The sequence below is a fragment of the Geomonas oryzae genome, assembly GCF_004117875.1.
Classification (GTDB): domain Bacteria; phylum Desulfobacterota; class Desulfuromonadia; order Geobacterales; family Geobacteraceae; genus Geomonas; species Geomonas oryzae.
Window position 1 is genome coordinate 125,589 of sequence record NZ_RAHW01000004.1, and the last position, 20,918, is coordinate 146,506.

General features: G+C 62.9%; 18 protein-coding genes. 11 read left to right on the plus strand and 7 right to left on the minus strand.

What is annotated here, in order from left to right; genetic code table 11:
* Positions 1 to 5 precede the first annotated feature (5 nt).
* Entirely contained in the window at positions 6 to 1,289 is a 1,284-nt protein-coding gene (locus D6Z24_RS11295) for an Nramp family divalent metal transporter (RefSeq protein WP_129126700.1), read from the minus strand.
* Positions 1,290 to 1,559: 270 nt separating this feature from the next.
* Between D6Z24_RS11295 and D6Z24_RS11300 the strand changes: the two genes are divergently transcribed.
* On the plus strand, positions 1,560 to 3,170 hold the full coding sequence (locus D6Z24_RS11300) for a HEAT repeat domain-containing protein (RefSeq protein WP_162605119.1): 1,611 nt from the start codon (positions 1,560 to 1,562) through the stop codon (positions 3,168 to 3,170).
* Positions 3,163 to 4,536, plus strand: coding sequence for an HD-GYP domain-containing protein (locus tag D6Z24_RS11305; RefSeq protein ID WP_129126702.1), 1,374 nt, complete (start codon positions 3,163 to 3,165; stop codon positions 4,534 to 4,536). The genes D6Z24_RS11300 and D6Z24_RS11305 overlap by 8 nt, the downstream gene beginning before the upstream one ends.
* 249 nt (positions 4,537 to 4,785) lie before the next feature.
* Here D6Z24_RS11305 and D6Z24_RS11310 read toward each other — a convergent pair whose 3' ends face one another.
* Complete coding sequence (locus D6Z24_RS11310; RefSeq protein WP_129126703.1) at positions 4,786 to 5,160, minus strand: desulfoferrodoxin; 375 nt, start codon at positions 5,158 to 5,160, stop codon at positions 4,786 to 4,788.
* A gap of 37 nt (positions 5,161 to 5,197) precedes the next feature.
* Positions 5,198 to 5,929 (minus strand): DUF4350 domain-containing protein, encoded by a 732-nt coding sequence (locus D6Z24_RS11315; RefSeq protein WP_246014645.1) that lies wholly within the window; start codon positions 5,927 to 5,929, stop codon positions 5,198 to 5,200.
* Between the two features lie 203 nt (positions 5,930 to 6,132).
* Between D6Z24_RS11315 and D6Z24_RS11320 the strand changes: the two genes are divergently transcribed.
* Both D6Z24_RS11320 and D6Z24_RS11325 read left to right on the plus strand, forming a co-directional pair.
* Positions 6,133 to 6,423, plus strand: coding sequence for a Dabb family protein (locus D6Z24_RS11320; protein WP_129126705.1), 291 nt, complete (start codon positions 6,133 to 6,135; stop codon positions 6,421 to 6,423).
* 31 nt (positions 6,424 to 6,454) lie between these two features.
* Positions 6,455 to 6,946: a YchJ family protein gene (locus tag D6Z24_RS11325; RefSeq protein WP_198419554.1), complete on the plus strand. Its 492-nt coding sequence runs from the start codon at positions 6,455 to 6,457 to the stop codon at positions 6,944 to 6,946.
* A gap of 231 nt (positions 6,947 to 7,177) precedes the next feature.
* Here the strand turns inward: D6Z24_RS11325 and D6Z24_RS11330 are convergent, their stop codons facing one another.
* Entirely contained in the window at positions 7,178 to 8,461 is a 1,284-nt protein-coding gene (locus D6Z24_RS11330; RefSeq protein ID WP_129126707.1) for an O-acetylhomoserine aminocarboxypropyltransferase/cysteine synthase family protein, read from the minus strand.
* A 178-nt stretch (positions 8,462 to 8,639) separates the two neighbouring features.
* Here D6Z24_RS11330 and D6Z24_RS11335 point away from each other — a divergent pair, with 178 nt between their 5' ends.
* The 6 genes from D6Z24_RS11335 (at position 8,640) to D6Z24_RS11360 (ending at position 15,297) form a co-directional block, all read left to right on the plus strand.
* Entirely contained in the window at positions 8,640 to 9,833 is a 1,194-nt protein-coding gene (locus D6Z24_RS11335) for a pyridoxal phosphate-dependent aminotransferase (RefSeq protein ID WP_129126708.1), read from the plus strand.
* Positions 9,834 to 9,844: 11 nt separating this feature from the next.
* Positions 9,845 to 11,218, plus strand: coding sequence for a sigma-54-dependent transcriptional regulator (locus D6Z24_RS11340; protein ID WP_129126709.1), 1,374 nt, complete (start codon positions 9,845 to 9,847; stop codon positions 11,216 to 11,218).
* A 6-nt stretch (positions 11,219 to 11,224) separates the two neighbouring features.
* Positions 11,225 to 11,620 carry an FxsA family protein gene (locus D6Z24_RS11345; RefSeq protein WP_129126710.1) on the plus strand — a complete coding sequence of 132 codons (396 nt, stop codon included), beginning with the start codon at positions 11,225 to 11,227 and terminating at the stop codon, positions 11,618 to 11,620.
* A 112-nt stretch (positions 11,621 to 11,732) separates the two neighbouring features.
* On the plus strand, positions 11,733 to 12,938 hold the full coding sequence (locus D6Z24_RS11350) for a methionine adenosyltransferase (protein WP_129126711.1): 1,206 nt from the start codon (positions 11,733 to 11,735) through the stop codon (positions 12,936 to 12,938).
* A gap of 106 nt (positions 12,939 to 13,044) precedes the next feature.
* Positions 13,045 to 13,545, plus strand: a complete 501-nt coding sequence (locus tag D6Z24_RS11355) for a chemotaxis protein CheX (RefSeq protein WP_129126712.1) — start codon at positions 13,045 to 13,047, stop codon at positions 13,543 to 13,545.
* A 429-nt stretch (positions 13,546 to 13,974) separates the two neighbouring features.
* Positions 13,975 to 15,297 carry a hemolysin family protein gene (locus tag D6Z24_RS11360; protein WP_129126713.1) on the plus strand — a complete coding sequence of 441 codons (1,323 nt, stop codon included), beginning with the start codon at positions 13,975 to 13,977 and terminating at the stop codon, positions 15,295 to 15,297.
* A gap of 14 nt (positions 15,298 to 15,311) precedes the next feature.
* On the opposite strand, the gene D6Z24_RS11365 is transcribed toward D6Z24_RS11360, so the two are convergent.
* The 3 genes from D6Z24_RS11365 to D6Z24_RS11375 form a co-directional block, all read right to left on the minus strand.
* A complete protein-coding gene (locus tag D6Z24_RS11365; protein WP_129126714.1) occupies positions 15,312 to 16,232 on the minus strand; it encodes a TerC family protein in 921 nt (306 codons plus the stop codon).
* A gap of 12 nt (positions 16,233 to 16,244) precedes the next feature.
* A complete protein-coding gene (htpX, locus tag D6Z24_RS11370) occupies positions 16,245 to 17,084 on the minus strand; it encodes a zinc metalloprotease HtpX (RefSeq protein WP_129126715.1) in 840 nt (279 codons plus the stop codon).
* Positions 17,085 to 17,335: 251 nt separating this feature from the next.
* Entirely contained in the window at positions 17,336 to 17,911 is a 576-nt protein-coding gene (locus D6Z24_RS11375; RefSeq protein WP_129126716.1) for an ANTAR domain-containing response regulator, read from the minus strand.
* A gap of 291 nt (positions 17,912 to 18,202) precedes the next feature.
* Here D6Z24_RS11375 and D6Z24_RS11380 point away from each other — a divergent pair, with 291 nt between their 5' ends.
* Positions 18,203 to 20,917, plus strand: a complete 2,715-nt coding sequence (locus tag D6Z24_RS11380; RefSeq protein WP_246014646.1) for a PAS domain S-box protein — start codon at positions 18,203 to 18,205, stop codon at positions 20,915 to 20,917.
* Position 20,918 lies beyond the last annotated feature (1 nt).

Here is a 20,918-nt window from a genome sequence, read left to right on the forward strand (position 1 = left end):
GACGGTCATCCTGTGAATGTTGTGTAGAGCAGGTACATGTTGAGCGCCACGATGACGGCGGCGGCGAACCCGGCAAGCATCGTGGTGGTGCGCCGGTTTACGAGGTCACCCATGATGTCGGCGCGGCGGGTGAACATGACCAGCGGGATGATGGCGAAGGGGAGGCCGAAGCTCAGCACCACCTGGCTGATGACGAGGGTGCGGGTGGGGTCGAACCCCATGGCGATGACGAAGAGCGAGGGGGCCATGGTGATGATGCGCCTGATCCAGAGCGGTATGTGGCGCTGTATGAACCCCTGCATGATCACCTGCCCCGCACTCGTGCCGACGCTGCTCGAGGAGAGCCCCGAGAAGAGCAGGGAAACGCCGAAGATGAATTTGGCGGCCGGGCCCAAAAGCGGCTCCAGGGTACGGTACGCCTCCTCGATGGTCGCGATCGAGGTCTTCCCAGTGGCGTAGAAGGTGGCCGCCGCCATGATGAGCATGGACATGTTCACGAAGCTCGCGATCCCCATGGCGATCACCACGTCCATGATTTCGTAGCGGAACAGGGTGCGCAGCTTCTTCCTGTCCTTCACGACGATCCTCCCCTGCATGAGCGAGGAGTGCAAAAAGATCGCGTGCGGCATCACCGTGGCCCCGATGATACCTGTGGCGAGGAGGACGCTTTCGCTGCCGCTGAAGCCCGGACGCACGACGTGCGCCGCGATGTCGGACCAGTCCGGCTTCACGATGAAGATCTCCGCCACGTAGCAAAGGGCGATCACCGCGACCATGGCGGAGATCACCGCCTCGAGCGGCCTGAAGCCGAAGCGCTCCATGCCGAGGATGCCGATGGTGGCGAGCGCGGTCAAAAGGGCGCCGGCCAGGAGCGGAATGCCGAACAAAAGCTGGAAGCCTAGCGCCGCCCCCATGAATTCGGCGAGATCCGTGGCCATGGCCACCGCCTCCATGATGAGCCACATGCCTAGGGAAACCGGCTTCGGGAAGTGAAGGCGGCAGTGCTCGGCGAGGTTGTGACCGGTGGCGAGCCCGAGCTTCGCGGAGAGGGTCTGAATGAGCATGGCGATCAGGTTGCTCGCAATGATCACCCACAAAAGGAGGTAGCCGAACTGGGCGCCCCCTTGGATGTTGGTGGCGAAGTTGCCGGGGTCCACGTAGGCGACGCTGGCGATGAAGGCCGGGCCGAGGAAAGGGAGAACGCGGGTGAGGCGGGACCCGCGCGGTTGGCGCGAAAGTGCATCGAGGGCGGACTGGACGGTCTTTGAATCAAGGTTGTTCTTTGGCACTAAGTCCTCACTGCGGGGCTTGTCTGGCTTAACGTCCAGCTAATTCTAGCTGCGGCAGGCTCAAGTTCAACAGTTACGCCTCTCTTTACCGTCTCAAAGCTGCTTTTTTTACTGAAATCGCATGGCAACGCGCGCGAAGGCCTTGCAAAACCAGGCAGGCGGCGCCCTGTGTCGGCGGAGCTATCGCTGAAATTGTTTGATAATTATCATTACCTCGGCTAGAATCTGGCGTCCGCCTCCTCTTAACGGGAATGGGAAATGCCGGAAGACATGAAAAACATAGCCGATGACAGCGAGAGCCTCGCCCAGGCATGTCAAAAAGCGCTGGGCGATACCTCCAAGGCCTTGAAGGCGTTTGCCTTCTACCCGGAAAACCATCCCCTGCGCCGGCAGATCTTCGACTCCGCCTATCAATCCATGGCAGCCCTCGCCGCAATGGGCCGCATCTCCCTCATCGTGCAACGTGGCGGCTTCGCCGTCGCCGGCAGCCAGAGCGTCATCGAAACCAACCCGATGACCAAGGCGCTCGCCCAGGAACTCTTCGCTCGCGAACTGCAGCGCATCACCATCCACCCTGAGCTGTCACTCGCCGACTTTTCGGCCCTGCTCTCCATTCTCGCGGTCGCCCCACAGAAGATCGCCGAGGAGGGGGGGGTGGGCGAGATGCTTTTGAAGGCCGGTGTCGCGGCTGTCACGGTGAACCAGATCGACGTCACCGCCGTCTTCACCAAAAAGACCGCTGGTCAGCCCGAACAGGATGCCCCCGAAGAAGGGGCGGTCGGCGACGAGGAGCGTGAGCCGGAGTCCGAGCCGGAGCCGGAAACGGTGACAGCGCAAAGCGGTGCGGCGCCGCAGGCCGAGCCGGGGATCGACCAGATCATCGCCGCGCTGGCGGCCGAAAAGGACGAGTCCCGCTACCGGCAGCTTACGCGCCTTTTGCTGAAGAAGGCGCTCCCCCTGAAGCTCGAGGGGAACTTCGACCGGCTCTACGTGGTCTTTCTGCGTTTGATACCGCAACTGTCCGAACCCGCGCGCAGCGCGGCCTGCCGTGAAGCGGCGCAGGAGATTTTGGAGCAGCTGTGTCTGGGCGAGACGGCCGAGCACCTGCTGGACCACCTTGAGGACGTCGATTTTCCGCAGAAGGAAGAGGTCTGCCGCATCCTGAAGCTGGGCGGCGGGGGCGTGGCGGAGGCGATTGCCCGGCGTCTGGCGGCAACCGGCAGCAGGGCCTCACGCAAGGCCCTCGGCACCGCCCTCGTGCGCATGGGAACCGCAGCCCAGCCTCAGGTGCTGCCGCTGTTAAAGGACGGCAGGGTCGCGGTGGTGCAGATGGGCGTCGCCATACTGGGCGAGATCGGCACCCGTGAAGCGGTCCGGGCGCTCACCGTGACGCTCCAGCATCCGGACCAGCGCGTGCGCATGGAAAGCATCCGCTCCCTCGCGCGCATAGGCGGCATGGAGGCGACCGGGGTCGTCCTCTCGCTCATCCAGGCGGAGGACGAGGCCGCCGCGGTACAGGCGATCACCTGGCTCGGCAATTGCCGCAACCACGCGGCCCTCGAGCCGCTTTTGCAGCTCGTGGCGCGCCGCGATCTGATGGGAAAGCTGCAGGTGCTCAAGAAGGAGGCGCTGCGGGCCGTCGGGCGCATCGGTGACCGGAGGGCGCTCGATTCGCTGTTCCGGCTCGTGCGCAGGCGCCATCTGATCGCCCCCGCGCGCCGCCTGGAGCAGAAGTTATCCGCCATCGAGGCGATAGCGGCGCTTGGCGGAGAGCAGGCACGGGCCTTTTTGCAGGAGATCTCGGCAGGCGGCGGCGAACTTGCGCGCCCCGCCCAGGTGGTGCTGGAAGCGATGCAGCACAGAGGCGACGAGCATGAGTGAGATCAACAAACAAGACGTGCAACGGGCGGCGATGCTCTTGACCGCCTCGATCAAGTCGGTGCTGCTCTACCCCCTGGCACACCCCGCGGTGCGCCAGCCCCTGCAGGAGCTCATCGGGCTTTTGACCTCCATGATGGGAGAGAAGCACGAGCTGCACTTCGGGGTGGTCGAGGGGACCTTCTTCATAGAGGGGTGCCTCCTGGTCGCCCCGAACGCCGCCGTCACCGAACTGGTGGAGCGTCTGACCCAGAAAGGGATCGACGCCTGCACCGTTTTTCCCGGAGTGACCCCGGACGACCTCTTCGGGTTCGCCGCGGCCCTCGCCGCCCGCAACAGCAGCGTCGACACCATCCCCGCCGAGCTGGAAGGCAAGGGTATCGTCAACATCCGGCTCGGGATCGAAGACGTGGTGGCGGGCGAGGGGGGCGAAAAGGGTGAGGCGCTGGTGCCCGCCGCCATCTACCGGGACGCCCTTAAGGCGGTGCGCGACACCATGCGCGAGATCGACAACGGCAGGATCCCGAGCGGCGACTGGATCAACGGCGTCGTGGAAAATATGGTCCAGGTGACCATGGAGGAGCCTACCACCCTCCTCGGGCTCGCCATGATCAAGGACTACGACAACTACACCTTCAGTCACTCGGTGAACGTCGGCATTCTGGCCCTCACCCTTGCCGCGTTCCTCGGGCTCGACAAGGACGCGCTGCACGAGGTGAACACCGCCGGACTTTTGCATGACATCGGCAAGACCCGGATCGACAAGACCATCCTGAACAGCCCGGGGAGACTCTCCGACGACGAGTTCAAGCAGATGAAGCGGCACACCGAGGAGGGGGCGGAGATCGTCCGCCAGATGAAGAACATCCCGCCGCAGGTGGCCGAGGCGGTGCTCGGGCATCACATAAGGCACGACCGCACCGGGTATCCGGAGTGGGCGAGGGAGATCCCCTTCGGGCTCTACACCGAGATCGTCTCCGTCGCGGACTGCTACGACGCCATCACCACGCTGCGCACCTACCAGAGGCCGACCCTCCCCAAGGAGGCGATGGAGATCATGCGGCGCCTGTCGGGGACCTCGCTGAACGGGGAGCTCGTGGAAAAGTTCGAGGCGATGATGGGGGAATACCCGGTAGGGAGTCTCGTGCGTCTCGACACGAACGAGATCGCCCTGGTGCTGAGACCCCACCCGATGGAGAGCGTGGAGCCTGCGGTGAAGGTGCTCATCGGGGCGTACGGGGAGACCCTGGAGACGCCGCGCCTCGTGAGCCTCGCCGAGGAAAACGGCAGGCGCTACGCGAGCATCGTCGCCCCGGTCGACCCGCTTTTGAAAAACGTATCGCTGGCGCAGCATCTCCTGGCGGCCTGAGCCGGAAAAGAGAAGGTGCTTTAGTAAATTCCGGGGGATGGCGACAAGTGTGTCCACGAAGCGCCGCAGCTGACCTCGCGTTCCCCCCTTTGCGAAGGGGGAGCCTGCCCCACGTAGCCTTGGCGAAGGGGGGGCAGGGGGGATTTGCCTTAAGGGGATTTGCTCTTTGCTCCCTGGGAAGAACTAAAAAGAAAGGGGGGACGGCTTCAAGCCGTCCCCCCTTTTGCATGCGTGGATGCGGGAGCCTGCCTATGCGGCCCAGTGGCCGTGCAGGTTGCAGTACTCGCGGGCTTTCACGTCGGTTGCGGTGACCTGGAAGGTCGCTTCCGGTGCCTGGCCCGGCTGCAGCTGGGCGCGGTAGATCTTGCCGTCTGCGATCAGCTCGATCCACTCGATGTAGTGGGCGCTCTCCATCGGGTGCGGCACGCTGCCGACCTTGACGGTGATGGTCCCCTCGCCGCGCTCGATTACCGGTACGTGCTTCTCCTTGGCGGCGTCGACCGTGTTCTCTTTCTGCAGGGCCATCGCCTCGCCGCAGCAGACCAGCTGGCCGCCGCCCGGGTGGAACACCTCGACTATGTTGCCGCACATCTCACACTTGTAGATTTCCAAAGCCTGTGCCATTGAATCCCTCCTGTCGGTTTGCTTGATGAGTACAGCGCTACTTTAGCCAGGCGGCCAAGTTTGCTGCGAGAGTCTTATTGTTCCCTTCGAGGAACTTGTTCTGGAAGATGGCGTCGTCGCCGAAGACGAGGAAGCTGCCTTTGCCGAGGTCGCCTGCAACGGCAACGCCGATGCTCGCGGTTTCCTCCTTGGTCTGCACCTTGTCCTGGTTCAGGTCGACCCAGGCGCTCGGGCCGGTGGAAGCGATGACCCTTGCGGCCTCGGTGCGGTTGATGACGCCCCATACGCCGTAAAGGCTGAAGTCGCTCAGTCCGGTGAGGACCGGGTGCGCCTCGAGGCGGCTCACCTTGAACTTGAGGGGATCCCCGTCGATGACGTTCTCATGCTCCAGGATGACGCCGTTCGTGTAGGCCACGTCGAGCCGGTCCAGGATCGACCTGAGCGGGGGAGCGATGTGGAGCATCACCACCAGCTTGCCGCCGTTTTGCAGGAACCTCGCCACCGCCTCGACCTCGCTGGGAAGCAGCGGCGTGAAAGCGCCCGAGATCACCAGCGCTCCGGCACCCGAGAGGGTCGCGTCGGTGAAGGGCTGGTCGATCACCCCTACCTGGAGCCCGGCGCCCTGGAACACCTCGGCGAGACCGGAGAGCTGCAGGGGACCCTTGTCCCCGATCTGGAAGCGTTCACCGTGGGCGTTGTCGAAAAGGACCTTCTGGGCCGCCTCCCCGTTCGAGACGAAGGCGAGGCAGGCCAGTACAATTATACTCATGAATTTCAAAGCGCCAGTCATTTAATCCTCCATTGCATAAAATTTTAAATAAGACCTTTTCGATCCTGTTGGTCCTTATAGCAGCATTATTTTGGCCATGCAACCTTTTTTTTACCGCATGGCCCGCCATCGTTGACAGGGGGGCGGGCGCCGATGTATTAACAGATGTCCTTGTGACGCCACTACCTTATTGGGGGATGACGATGATCGTGCATATAGTGCTGTTCAAGCTGAAAGAGGCGACCGCAGAGAACGTGGAGAAGGCAAAGGAGCGCCTGCTCAGCATGGAGGGGAAGGTCGAGATGCTGCGCCACCTGGAGGTCGGTGTCGACCTGATCCGTTCCGAGCGTTCCGCCGACGTCGCCCTTTACACCAAGTTCGACTCCCTGGAGGACCTGCAGGCCTACCAGGTACACCCGTATCACGCCAACGAGGTCGCCGCCTACATGAGGAGCGTCTGCTCTTCCGTGGTAGCCGCCGACTACGAGATCTAACGGGAACTATAAACAACAAGAGGAGGAGTAACTGATGGAGCTTTGTGCCTGTGGCAGCGCCCTGGCTTACGCCGAATGCTGCCGCCCCATCATCAAGGGTGAGCGCGCAGCCGAGACGGCCGAGGCGTTGATGCGTGCGCGTTACGCCGCGTACGTCAACGTGGAGACCGATTTCATCTTCGAGAGCACCCACCCGAAGCACCGCGAAGGGTATGACGCCGAGGGGACCCGCGAGTGGGCGGAGAAGTCCGAATGGCAGGGGCTGGAGATCGTCGCCACCAAGGACGGCGGCAAGGACGATGCGACCGGTGAGGTCGAGTTCATCGCGCGCTGGAAGGAGCAGGGGCAGGACCGCGTGCATCACGAGCGCGCCCTGTTCAAGAAGGAGAAGCAGGGTTGGCTCTTCACCGACGGCAAGCCGGTGACCCGGCAGCCGATCGTGAGGACTGAGCCGAAGATCGGTCGTAACGATCCCTGCAGCTGCGGCAGCGGTATCAAGTACAAGAAGTGCTGCGGCAAGTAAGCCGCCGCGGGAAAGTAAAAGGGGCGAGTGGAAATCCACTCGCCCCTTTCTTTTTTGGGAACCCGTTGCTGCCTCCCTGACCTCCAACCTTTGCGAAGCAGGAGGGGCCTGGCTCCGCCAGGTGCCTGGCCCCTTAGTGCTTGGGTCGGGTGCCCGGGCGGAATGGAGCGTTCCGCGATAGGGACAGGCACCTAAACGGAGCCTGTCCCTTCCGCCATCCCCCGTTACCGCTTACTTCTGGCTGGCGAGAAGCGCCTGGTTCACGTCCTCGATCAGGTCGTCGATGTGCTCGATCCCCACCGAGAGCCTGATCAGGTCCGGCGAGACGCCGGAGGCGATCTGCTGCTCCTCGGAGAGCTGACGGTGCGTCGTGCTTGCAGGGTGCAGGACGCAGCTCCTCGCGTCCCCTACGTGCACCACGAGCGCCACGAGCCGGCAGCTTTCCATGAACTTCTTGCCGGCCGCGGCACCACCCTTGATGCCGAAGGTGAGCACGCCGCTCGCCCCCTTGGGAAGGTACTTCTTCGCCCGCTCATGGCTCTTGTGGCTCTCAAGCCCCGGGTAGTTGACCCACGAGACCGCCTCGTGCTTCTCGAGGTATTTAGCCATGGCGAGCGCGTTCTCGGAGTGGCGCTGCATGCGAAGCGGGAGCGTCTCGAGCCCGAGGTTGAAGAGAAACGCGTTCATGGGCGCCGGGCAGGGGCCGAGGTCGCGCATGAGCTGCACGCGCGCCTTAACGATGTAGGCGAGCTTGCCGAAGGTCTCCAGGTACTTGAGACCGTGGTAGCTCTCGTCCGGCTCGGTCATCTCCGGGTACTTGCCGCACCCCCAGTCGAAATTGCCGCTGTCGACGATTACCCCGCCGACGCTGGTCGCGTGTCCGTCGATGTACTTAGTCGCCGAGTGGACCACGATGTCCGCGCCAAGCTCGAGCGGACGGCAGAGGTACGGCGTCGGGAAGGTGTTGTCGATGATGAGGGGAACCTGCATCTTCTTGGCGATGCGGGAGAACTTGTCGAAATCGAGGATGTTGAGGCCCGGGTTCCCTATGGTCTCACCGAAGAGGCAGCGGGTCTCCGGGCGGAAGGCCGCGCAGATGGTCGCCTCGTCCGCCTCCGGGTCCACGAAGGTCACCTCGATCCCCATCTTCGGGAAGGTGTTGGCGAAGAGCGAGTAGGTGCCGCCGTAGAGGGTGCTGGCGGCTACCACGTGCTGGCCGGCGCAGCATATGTTCATCACCGCGATGGTTGAGGCCGCCTGGCCGCTCGAGGTCGCCATGGCTGCGACGCCCCCCTCCATGGCCGCGATCTTAAGCTCGAAACCTTCCGCGGTCGGGTTGGAAAGCCGGGTGTAGAAGTGTCCCCCCACCTCGAGGTCGAACAGCTTCGCCACGTGCTCCGCGCTGGAAAACTTGTAGGTGGTGCTCTGGTAGATGGGCAGGATGCGCGGGTCACCGTCCTTAGGGGTGAATCCCTCCTGGATCGCCTGGGTCTCGATGCGCCAATGCTTCTTCATTGTTCCCTCCTTCTAGGTTCTTATGACAAGGCAAGGCGCGTATCATAGCAGATTGTCCGGGCGAATGCAGGGAAATATTAAAATGGTGCGCCGGTAGGGTGATCGCCGGGGGGAATACGCCTTGCCCCGGTTTACGTAATGTGTTAATAAAACTGGACACCAAACCAAGGAGGGTAGCATGCCTGTTGCCGACAAGATAGCCGGTTTCATTGCGAAATCGTCGTGGATCAGGAAGATGTTCGAGGAAGGGGAGAAGCTCAGAAAGGAATTCGGCGCCGACCGCGTGTACGACTTCACTCTGGGGAACCCCGACGTCGAGCCCCCGGCGGCGTTCCAGGACGAGTTCGCAAAGCTCGCCAAGGAACCGGTTCCGGGCATGCACCGTTACATGAACAACGCGGGGTACCAGGAGACCCGGGATGCCGTCGCCCGCATGCTGGCCGCGGCGAGCGAGCTCCCGGTCCAGGGCGGCCAGGTGGTGATGACCTGCGGCGCCGGCGGCGCGCTCAACGTGGTGCTGAAGACGATCCTGAACCAGGGCGACGAGGTGATCCTCCTTACGCCGTTCTTCGTCGAGTACCGCTTCTACATCGACAACCACGGCGGCGTCCCGGTCGAGGTCTGGACCGACCGCGAGACCTTCCAGTTGGACGTTCCGGCCATCGCCGCCGCGATCACCGCGAAGACCCGCGCCATCATCATCTGCTCCCCGAACAACCCGACCGGCGTCATCTACCCGGCGGAAAGCCTGAAGGCCCTGGGCGACATGGTGGCGGCAAAGGAGAAGGAGTTTTCCCGGCTGATACTGGTCATCTCCGACGAACCGTACGCCCGCATCGCCTACGACGGCAAGAGCGTCCCTAACATCTTCCGTTACGTCCAGAACTCGGTCATCGTCACCTCGCACTCCAAAGACTTAGCCCTTCCCGGCGAGCGCATCGGCTACTTAGCTGCGAGCCCGAACATGAAGAACGTGGAGCAGTTCATGGAGGGGGCGGTTTTCTCAAACCGCGTGCTCGGCTTCGTGAACGCGCCCGCCCTCATGCAGCGCCTGGTGGCGGGGCTGCAGCACGTCTCCGTCGACATCGACGCCTATCGCGTGAAGCGCGACCTCCTCTACGATTCGCTGACCGCCATGGGCTTCTCCATGGTGAAGCCGGACGGCGCCTTCTACCTCTTCCCGAAATCCCCCCTCTCCGACGACGTCGAGTTCGTCAAGATGGCCCAGAAGCACCGCATCCTCCTCGTCCCCGGGGCAGGCTTCGGCGCGCCGGGCTTTTTCCGCATCGCCTACTGCGTGGACAAAGGGATGATCGAGAGAAGCCTCCCCGCCTGGAGGAACCTCGCGCGCGAAGCGGGGCTTTCCGGTTAGCAAGGAGCGCCATGACCGACACCATTCTCATAGTGGACGACGAGGAGGGGATCCGCTCCTCGCTCGCCGGGATCCTCGAGGACGAGGGGTACCGCACCGTGTGCGCCGCGGACGGCGCCGAGGCGCTCGCCATGTGCCAAAAGGAGCTCCCGGGGCTCGTGCTCCTCGACATCTGGATGCCGAGGATGGACGGCATCGAGACGCTCAAGCGCCTGAAGGAGCAGCATCCGGGGCTGAACGTCATCATGATGAGCGGTCACGGCACCATCGAGACCGCGGTCAAGTCCACGAAACTCGGTGCCTACGATTTCATCGAGAAGCCGCTCTCCCTCGAGAAGGTGGTGGTCACGGTAGAAAACGCCCTCGCCATGACGCGGCTTAAGGAGGAGAACGCGGCGCTCAGAGGCCAGGTGCAGCAGGGGCACGAGATGATAGGAACCTCGGCCCCCATGCAGCAGCTTGCCGAGCAGATCCGCCTCGTTGCCCCCACCAACGCCTCGGTCCTCATCACCGGCGAAAACGGCACCGGCAAGGAGCTCGTGGCCCGCTCGGTGCACTACCACAGCCAGCGCCGCGACAAGCCCTTCATCGAGATCAACTGCGCCGCCATCCCCGAGGAGCTCATCGAGAGCGAACTCTTCGGTCACGAGCGGGGCGCCTTCACAGGTGCCGTGGCGCAGAAGAAGGGGAAGTTCGACCTGGCCGACGGCGGGACCCTTTTCCTGGACGAGATCGGCGACATGTCGCTCAAGACCCAGGCGAAGGTGCTGCGCATCCTGCAGGAGAAGAAGTTCGAAAGGGTGGGGGGGACGCGGACCATGGAGGTCGACGTCCGCGTCGTCGCCGCCACCAACAAGCTCCTCGAGGAGGAGATCAAAAACGGCACCTTCCGCGAGGACCTCTACTATCGTCTCAACGTGGTTCCCTTCAAGGTTCCTCCCCTGCGCGAGCGTCGCGAGGACATCCCGCTTCTTGCCGGGTACTTCCTGGAGGCCTTCTGCGACCAGGAGGGAAGGGAGCGAAAGCGGATCGTCCCCGAGGCGATGGATGCGCTCAAGCGCTACGACTGGCCCGGCAACGTCCGCGAGCTGAAGAACATCGTCGAGCGCCTGGTGATCATGACCCCGGGCGGCACCATCACCCTGAACCACCTCCCCGACTATCTGAACACCGCGGCCGAGCGTGAGGCGGGAGCGGGGAAACTCGACAGCGTGCTGGAGCTTTCGAGCTTGAGGGAGGCGCGCGAGGAGTTCGAGCGCGAGTTCATCATCCAGAAGCTCGAGGAGAACGACTGGAACGTCTCCAAGACCGCCGAAGCGATCGAACTGGAGCGGAGCAACCTGCACAGAAAGATCAAGAGCTACGGCATCGACATGAAGAAGTAGGCGTCCATGTTCTTCAGATTGTTTCTCATCTTCCTCATCGTCCCGGTCATCGAGATCTACCTCATCATCAAGGTGGGACAGGTGATCGGGGGCGTCGCCACCGTCTCGGTCCTCCTTGCCATGAGCCTCATGGGCGCCTGGCTCATACGCCACCAGGGAGGGCGTGTGCTCGGGCAGATCCGCGACGAACTGTCCCTGGGGCGGCTTCCCGCGGCGCAGCTTCTGGACGGCGCCCTCATCTTCATCGGCGGCGTGCTCCTCACCACGCCCGGCTTTTTCACCGACTTTCTCGGCATCTTCTTCCTCATCCCCGCTACAAGGCGCGTCATCAAGATGTGGCTCGGTCTCTGGCTGCAGGCGAAAATAGCACGCGGCGGTTTCGTGGTGCGCCGGCACTTCTGATCCGACCCTATTCCTCACCCCGCATTTCCCATTAATTGCACCCCCTTCTTTTTCCGCTACTATTCTTCAGTTCCCCGGACTGCCGCGCCGTCCGGGAGGAAAGGAGGAACCGATGCTGGTTGTAGAGGAGTTTCGCGGCGCTAAAGTGACCGAGCAGCGGGTCGAGATGGTGGAGCGCAAGGGGACCGGGCACCCGGACCAGATCTGCGACTGCATCATGGATGCCGTCTCGGTCGCCCTTTCCCAGGCCTACCTCGCCGAGTTCGGCGTCATCCTGCACCACAACATCGACAAGGGGCTCCTAGCGGCCGGGCGCATTGAGAAGCGCTTCGGCGGCGGCGAGGTGCTGGAGCCCATGGAACTCACCATCGGCGACCGCGCTACCTTTTCGGTTGCCGGGAAGGAGATCCCGGTACGCGACATAGCCCTCGATGCGGCGAAAGGGTGGATCAGGGAAAACCTGCGCCACGTCGACCCGGACCGGCACCTCATCTACCGCTTCAAGCTCGCCCCAGGCTCCCAGGAGTTGACCGACATCTTCGCCAGGCCCGGAGCGGTGCGTGGGGCAAACGACACCTCCGCCGCGGTCGGCTACTATCCCTTGAGTCCCACCGAGCGTGCCGTGCTTTCCCTCGAACGGGAGTTGAACGGCGAGCGCTTCAAGGACCTCTTCCCGGAGACCGGCGAGGACGTGAAGGTGATGGGGCTTCGCAACGGCGACGAACTGGAGCTGACCGTCGCGATGCCACTGCTTGCAGCAATGGTGAACTCCGAGCGGGAATACTTCGAGAGGAAAGAGGCCGTCGTGGCCGAGATGCGGCGCTTTTTGGAGGCGGCCTGTACCGGCTTCGGCCGGGTGCGAGTCTACTACAACACCCTGGATCAGGCGGGGCGGGGACTTGGGGGCGTCTACCTCTCGCTTCTCGGCACCTCGGCCGAGGACGCTGATTCAGGTCAGGTCGGGCGCGGCAACCGGGTGAACGGCGTCATCCCGATCGGGCGTCCCATCGGCACCGAGGCCGCGGCCGGTAAGAACCCGGTAAGCCATGTCGGCAAGATCTACAACCTCCTCTCGCACAAGATGGCGCGCTCCATCTGCAAGTCGGTCCCCGGGGTACAGGGTGCGAACGTCATGCTCTTAAGCCGGATCGGCGCGCCGGTGGACGAGCCGCAGATGGCCAACGCCCAACTAGTCATGGAACCGGGGATGGAGGTCGCCCGGGTTGAAGAGGCGGTGCGTGAGGTCATGCGGCAGGAGTTCGCCTCGATCAACGACTTCTGTCTCGCCCTCGCCAGGGGAGAGTACCGGGTCTGCTGAAAAGTTTCTAAAGTCGCAGTGATTACTGCCGAATACACTTGTGTACTGTTTTGCCGGCTGACGGTAGCCGATATGGTAGTTCAACTCGGAAGCGAGGAGGATGGAAATGGGGCTTGATGCCGCGGTCTTGAGCGATGCCAATACCACCGAAGAAGCGGTCCGGAAGACCATAGCCGATATAACCCGCGGGGTGTTCTCCACGATGGTCATGCTCGACGTGACGGACGAACCCCCGCTCGACGAGCCGGTGCTCAAATTCCACGAGACGGTCACCAGCATGGTCGGCCTCGCCGGGAGTCACACCGGGATCCTCGCCATACACTGCCCGAAGCGGCTGGCGCTCCAGGTCACCTCGAACATGCTCGGGATGGACATCACCGAGGTGGATGACGATGTGAATGACGCCATGGGAGAGATCGCCAACATGGTCGGCGGGGACGTGAAGCACATCTTCTCCCCCGGCGGGGCGGACATAAACCTTTCCATCCCCACCGTCATCTACGGCAACGACTACGCCCTTGAGAGCGTCTCCAGTGCCGAGTCCCTCGTGATGCCCTTCATCTGCGGCGACGACCGCTTCCTGCTTTCCTTCAAGATAGGCAAGTAGCCCCACCTTTGAGCGGCCACCCAGGCGGTGGCCGCCGCACCTCCCGAGGTGTCGCGGACAAATTCACTCTGTTCCATACTGTGAACACTTTTTCAGAAATTCCGTGGAACGTTAAGTACAGTAGCCACCAAGCGCTTCACGAGCCCAGCGTCCCCCCCTTTGCGAAGGGTGTATAGACCGGAGTCAAGGGTGAAAGTCGTTCGGGGACAGGGGGGATTTGCCTTGCCCCGCCCCCCTACAAGCTCCCTCCTACGCGGCGATCGCCCACGCTGCACTTTCCCTCCGCATCTTCCCCCTCCGCGCTATTGATTCTGCCGTCCAAGAGCTACAAAAGGTTGACAAGGTGCCGGTTAGCGTTGAAAATGAGCACCTGTTGAGATTAGCAAGCCAAGGCAACTTCTTGGCGAGCCATGAACTACCGGAGGGTAATTGGACACCGTCTTCATCGAACTGCTGGTCATAGCCGTCCTCATACTGCTGAACGGATTTTTCTCCTGCGCCGAATTTGCCATCGTCTCCATACGAAAAAGCCGCGTAGCGCAGCTCGTGTCCATGGGCAACCAGCGCGCCGCGCTGATCGAGTCGCTGCAAAAGGACCCGCACCGGCTGCTCGCCATCGTTCAGATCGGCGTAACCGTAGTCGGTTCGACCGCGTCCGCGGTGGGCGGTGTCATCGCGGTCGATTACATCCGTCCCGTTTTTCTGATGTCCCCCATTGCGATGGTCAGAAACGCCGCTGAACCGCTTGCCATAGGCCTCGTGGTAAGCGCCATCTCCTACCTCTCCCTCATCCTCGGCGAACTGGTCCCTAAGACCATCGGACTTCAGTACGCGGAGCAGGTGGCGCTGCGCGTGGCGCAACCGATCAACCTCCTCGCCCGCTTCGCCGTGGTGCTGGTCTCGGTGCTCAGCTTCTCCACCAAGGCGACGCTCGCCCTGTTCGGGCTGAAGAGCCAGGGGGAGGCCTTCGTCACGCGGGAGGAGGTGCAGCATATCGTCGCCGAGGGGCATGAGAGCGGCATCTTCAGCGAGACCGAGCACACCTTCATCGACAACCTCTTCGATTTCACCCATACCGCGGTACGCGAGGTCATGGTGCCGCGTACCCGCATCGTCTCCTTCGACCTGAACCAATCAAACGAGGAGATCCTGAACGGGGTGCTGGACAACATGTACTCGCGCTACCCGGTCTACCTGGGCTCCATCGAGGAAACGGTGGGCTTCATCCACGGCAAGGACCTCCTGGGGCGCATGGTGCGCGAGCCTGACTTCGACATCCGCTCCATCGTCCGTCCCCCCTTCTTCGTTCCGGAAGGGAAGAAGGTGAGCGACCTTTTGAAGGAGATGCAGAAGACCCGCGTGCATATGGCGTTCGTGGTGGACGAGTACGGCAGTATCAGCGGCATCGTCACCACCGAGGACCTGCTCGAGGAGTTGGTCGGGGAGATCGAGGACGAACACGATGTCGGGGAGCCGAGCCGGGTGCAGGTGCTGGCGGACGGGAGCTACCTGGTGGACGCCCTCATCTCCATCTCCGATCTGGAAGACCTGCTGGAGATCGACCTGGGTGAGGACCTTCCCTACGACACCCTGGCCGGGCTCATCCTGGACCGGATCGGTCGTTTCCCGGACCAGGGCGAAAAGGTTGCGTTGGGCGAGTACCTGCTCACCTGCGAGGAGGTGACCCGGACCGGGATCACCCAGGTCCGGATCGTGAAGCGGGAGGAGGAGAACGCCCCGGAGCCGGAATGACGCCGGGCCGACCTTTACCTGTGCTGCTTTTTGGTCAGGAGCACCGAAGCCAGGATGGAGATGGTGAGGGCGCCGATGATGACGCCTAAGGAGAGCACGAGCGGGATCTCCACCACGTTGGAAAGGAGCATCTTCGCGCCGACGAAGGCGAGGATGACCGACACCCCAAGTTTCAGGTGGGTGAACATCTCCATGACGTGGGCCAGCAGATAGTAGAGCGAGCGCAGCCCCATGATGGCGAAGATGTTGGAACTGTACACGATGAAAGGATCGTGGGTGACCGCGAGCACCGCCGGAATGGAGTCCACCGCGAAGATCACGTCGCTTGATTCCACCACGACCAGGGTGAGAAAAAGAGGGGTGGCGGCCCATATGCCGCGCCTTTTTATGAAGAAGCGGTCCCCCCGCGCCCTTTTGGTGATGGGGACGAAGCGCCGGACCAGACGCACCATCGGGTTGTTCTCCGGGTGCACCTCCTCGTCGCCGCCGAAGGCCATTTTGAAGCCAGTGTAGATCAGGATGACGCCGAAGACGTACACCATCCAGTGGAAGCGCTCGATCAGTCCGATGCCGACCATGATGAAGATGCCGCGCATCACCAGCGCGCCTATGATCCCCCACTTAAGTATCTTGGGCTGCAGCGCCCGCGGGACCTTGAAGTAGGAGAAGATCATGATGAAGACGAAGAGGTTGTCGACGGAGAGCGATTCCTCGATGACGTAACCGGTGAAGAACTCCAAAGCCTTCGCCGAACCCAGGAAATACCACACCCCGGCGTTGAAGAGCATGGCGAGCCCGACCCAGACCACGGTCCAGGCGAGCGCCTCCCGGAACCTGATTTCATGGCTCTTCCGGTTGAAGACGAAGAGGTCCAGGACGAACATCACCGTCATGATCACCGCGAAGGCGATCCACATCATCTCGTTGTTTGTCAAAACTCCCTCCGGTTAACGTTCCATCTGTTCAAGCCGCGCGATCCGCTCCTCCATGGGAGGGTGCGTGGAAAAAAGTTTCATGAGGGCACCGGCGGTGAGCGGGTTCACGATGAACATGTGCGCCGTTGCGGGGCGCGCCTCCTGCATCGGCAAAACGTGCGAGGCCTGGTCCAGCTTCCTGAGCGCGTTGGCGAGCGAGCGCGGCTTGCCGCAAAGCCTCGCGCCGCTCTCGTCCGCCAGGTACTCGCGGCTTCTCGACACCGCGAGCTGGATCAGCATGGCGGCGATGGGGGCTATGATGGCGAGCGCCAAGCCTCCCCATCCCCCTCCCTCATCATCGTCACTGCGGGAGCCGAAGATGGCGGCCCACTGCACCATGTTCGCCAGCATTGAGATGGCGCCCGCTATGGTCGCGGCTATGGTGGAGATGAGGATGTCGCGGTTCGCCACGTGGCTTAGTTCGTGTGCCATCACCCCCTCCAGTTCCTCCGGGGTGAGGATGCGCAGGATCCCCTCGGTCGCGGCCACCGCCGCATGCTCGGGGTTTCTCCCGGTGGCGAAGGCGTTGGGGGATTCGGACGGGATGATGTAGACCTTCGGCATGGGAAGCCCCCCCTGGAGGGCGAGCCGGCGCACCATGCCGTAGAAGGCGGGGTTCTCGCTTTCGGTGATCTCCTGGGCACCGTACATGCGCAGCACGATCTTGTCCGAGAACCAGTAGGAGAAGAGGTTCATCACGCACGCCATGAAGAAGGCGAGGTACATGCCCCCCCGGCCGCCGATGGCGCTTCCCAGGGCTACCATGATCAGCGTGAGCGTGGTGAGCAGGACTGCGGTCTTGAATCTGTTCATGACGTTACCTCCTGAGCCTGGTTGACTGATCAAATAAAAAGACCTTTACCCAGGCGCTTGAAGCACTGGATAAAGGTCTTGCCTGCTGACTGGATTGTCATGCCCCATGTCCGGGCTTTCCGGCCGTCCTGACGAACACGGGTCGGTTGCGGTTCAACCGTTGGCTACTCCCCTTTACCTTGGTGAAATATAGGTAATGGTCGGCCGGGTGTCAACCGTTTCTTTTCCCCCGCCGCGGTGGGGAAACGGCTTCAGCCGGCGATGCTCTCGGTGAGGAGGATGGCGTCGGCCAGCTGGCGCATGGAAATCCTCCGGTCCATGGCGAGCCTCTGCATCCGGCGGAACGCCTCCGCCTCGGAGAGCTTGTCCCGCTCCATGAGGCGCCCCTTCGCCTTCTCGATCACCTTCCTGCTCTCGATGCTCTCCTTGAGCGAGGTCACCTCCTCCTTCAAGCGCTCCACGCGACGTGCGGCCGCGATGGAGAGCGCGACCGCCGCCACCAGCTCGTCCTCGCGCACCGGCTTGGCGAGGATGGTGGACACCGTCGCCTCGCCCCAGGTCTGCACCTCCTCCACCTCGGAGCTCTCCGCGATCATGATGATCGGCAGGCTGAGCTTTTCCCAAAGCCTTTTCGCGACGCCGCTTACCTCCTGGTCTGCGGCGCCGTATTCGATGACGGCCACCTCCGGATGGCTGGACAGCGCCTCGTTCAAAAGCTCTCCCGGACTCCCCGGCGCTATTATTTCAGCAAAACCTCGATCCCTGAGCCTCTTTTTTAGGCTCCCCAGGAGTTCCTCGTCGCGAATGTACAGGACCGCTTTTCCCATGTGTTTCACCCCCTTACGACGATTGACACCGCCTTGAAAATGACAGGATAACAAGTAGAAGAGCACAGAGCGTTCCAAAAACGGCGCTCGATCCGATAAGGGCGGAAAAAAGTCGCCGGATGCCGGGAGCGGTGCGCACTACGAAACCCCTCCCTTCTCCGCTAATTTCATTAATGTTTTCCGGCGTGGCGCCGATAAGATCATCGTCGCGTCAACAACGCCGCAATTCAGGTGCAAAGGTCACCCATGCCCTCTGGTTACAGGTCACTTACTTGCGTTAGCAGAAATACCATGCTCCTGGCGGTTTGCGCCTTGCTGCTGCTCGTGCTCTACGTCGCTGCGTTGCGCCCCCAGGCTTGGTCGGTGAGTGCGCTGGCGATGGTTTTCGTGGCAGGCATTCACGTCCTGCGCCTTAAGTGGCGCCGGCAGGCCGAGGAAGACCTGCGCCGCAGCGAAGAGCAGCTGCGCATCTCGCAGCGCATAGCGCAGATCGGCAGCTGGGACTGGGACATGGCAAGCGGCAGGCTGGACTGCTCCGAAGAGCTCTGCCGGATCTTCGCCGTTCCCTTCGAGGAGGCCCCGGCAAGTTACGAGGCTTTTCTCGCGCTGCTGCCGGGCAATGGGCGCGAGGCCGTGGCCGCCGCGGTCGAAAAGGCGCTGAACGGCGTCGATTCCTTCGCCGTGGAGTACGCCCTGCTCCGGCCGGGTGGGGGGGAGCGCATCCTCGAGGAGGTCGGCGAGGTTTTCCGTGACACCTCCGGGACGCCGCTTAGGGTGGTGAGCGTGGTGCACGACGTAACCGAGCGCAAGGAGGCGGAAAGCGCCCTCTTCTTCGAAAAGCGCTACCGCGGCCTGATCGAGAACCTGCCGCAGCGCATCTTCCTAAAGGACTGCAACCTCGTCTACCTCTCCTGCAACTCGAGCTTCGCGCGTGAACTGGGGCTGCAGCCCGCCGAGGTCTTCGGCAAGACCGACTACGATATCGTCGCCCCCCCCCTCGCCAAAAAGCGGCAGGAAGAGGACGCCAGGGTGATGCAGGAAGGCTGCGCCGTTGAGCACGACGAGCTGCGCGAGAAGGACGGCACCTGGGTCAGCAAGTCCCTCACCCCCCTTAAGGACGACCGCGGCCGGGTCTACGGCCTTCTTGGCGTCCTTACCGACATCACCTTCAGGAAAAGGGCCGAGGAACAGCTGAAGGAAAGCGAGGAGCGCTTCCGCAACACCTTCGAGCAGGCCGCGGTCGGCATCTGCCACATCGCCCTGAGCGACATCCTGATCAGGATCAACAGCCGCTTCTGCGACATCCTGGGGTACGGCCAGGACGAACTCATGGGGTGGACCCTCGAGCAGACCATCCATCCGGAAGACCGTGCCGCCGAGCAGAGCCACCTCTCGCGGCTCATCAACCGGGAGATCGACAATTACAGCATAGAGATCCGGCAGATCCGCAAGGACGGCTCGCTCGTCTGGGTCAACCTGACCAAGTCGCTCGTCTGCGCACCGGGGGGGGAACCCAAATACCTGATCGGCGTGGTCGAGGACGTGACCGCGAAGCGCGAGGCGCTGGAGTTGCGCCGCGAGCGTGACCTGGTGCAGGCGGCAAGCCGCGCGAAGAGCGAATTCCTTGCCAACATGGGGCACGAGATCCGCACCCCGATGAACGCCGTGATGGGGCTCAGCCGCCTGGCCCTGAAGACCGAGCTCACCGCGAAACAGCGTGACTACCTGGAGAAGATCTGCTCGTCGAGCCGGACCCTTTTGAACATCATCAACGACATCCTCGACTTCTCCAAGATCGAGGCCGGCAAGGTCGAGCTGGAAAAGACCGAACTGAGCCTGCACGAGGTGCTGGGAAACATCTCCGACATGCACCACCTGAAGGCGCAGGAGAAGGGGATCGAGTTCAGGGTGCGTCTCGCCCCCGAGCTCCCCGGAAAGCTCATGGGGGACCCGCTGCGCCTTACCCAGGTGCTGAACAACCTGATAGGCAACGCCCTCAAGTTCACCGAGCGCGGCGAGGTGGTACTAGCCGTGAAGCCGGTCGGGCAGGGTGAGGGGGAGGTTGCCGTGGAGTTCAGCGTCCAGGACACCGGCATCGGCATCACCCCCGAGCAGATGGAACGCATCTTCACCCCGTTCACGCAGGCGGACAGCTCCACCACGCGGCGCTTCGGCGGCACGGGGCTCGGCCTCTCCATCAGCCGTCAACTGGTCGAGCTCATGGGGAGCGAGCTCAAGGTGCATAGCATTCCCGGCACCGGAAGCAGCTTCTTCTTCACGGTCGGCTTCGCCCTGCCACCCGCCGGCAACGCCGTGGTCGAGAGCAAAGAGGTGCAGTTGCGCAGCATGCGCCTGCTCTTCGTGGACGGTGACGCCGCGTCGGTCGAGGGGGTCGGCGAGATGCTGCAGGGGATGCCGATGGAGCTCTGTGCCGTTGCCGGCGTGGCCGAGGCGCTGGATGCCCTGGAGGACGAGGCGGCGCATCCTTTCGACCTGGTGGTCGTCGACGGCGCCACTGCGGGCGTTGGTGGGGTGGAAAAGCTGTGCCGCGGTACCGCCAGCCGGTACCACGGTCGCGTTCCGGTGATCGTTACCGCCGCCGCTGGGCAGTTGGAAGAGGTGCAACGGTCCGGGGACGAGTGGGGGGTGAGTGCGGTGTACGCGGCTCCGGTACGTCCTTCGCTCATGGTCGACGGCATGATCCGGGCCCTCTCGCGCGCGGCGGAGCAACCGCAGGTGCGACCGACCGCTGCGGGCGCGGCAAGGCCGGTGAAGACCGCACCCGAAGGTGCTTTCGAGCCGCAGCGCTTCACCGCGGAGAAGGGGAAGCTGGAGCGGCTTTTGGCCCGCAACAGCCTCGATGCCAAGCGGCAGTTCGAGAAGTTCTGCGCCCAGGTTCCCCGCGGCGAGTACACCAACGAGTTGCAGGCGCTGCAGGCCTGCATGGAAAAACTCGATTTCAGAAAGGCGCGGCAACTGCTCGCCATATTCCCGGCGCCCCAGTAGC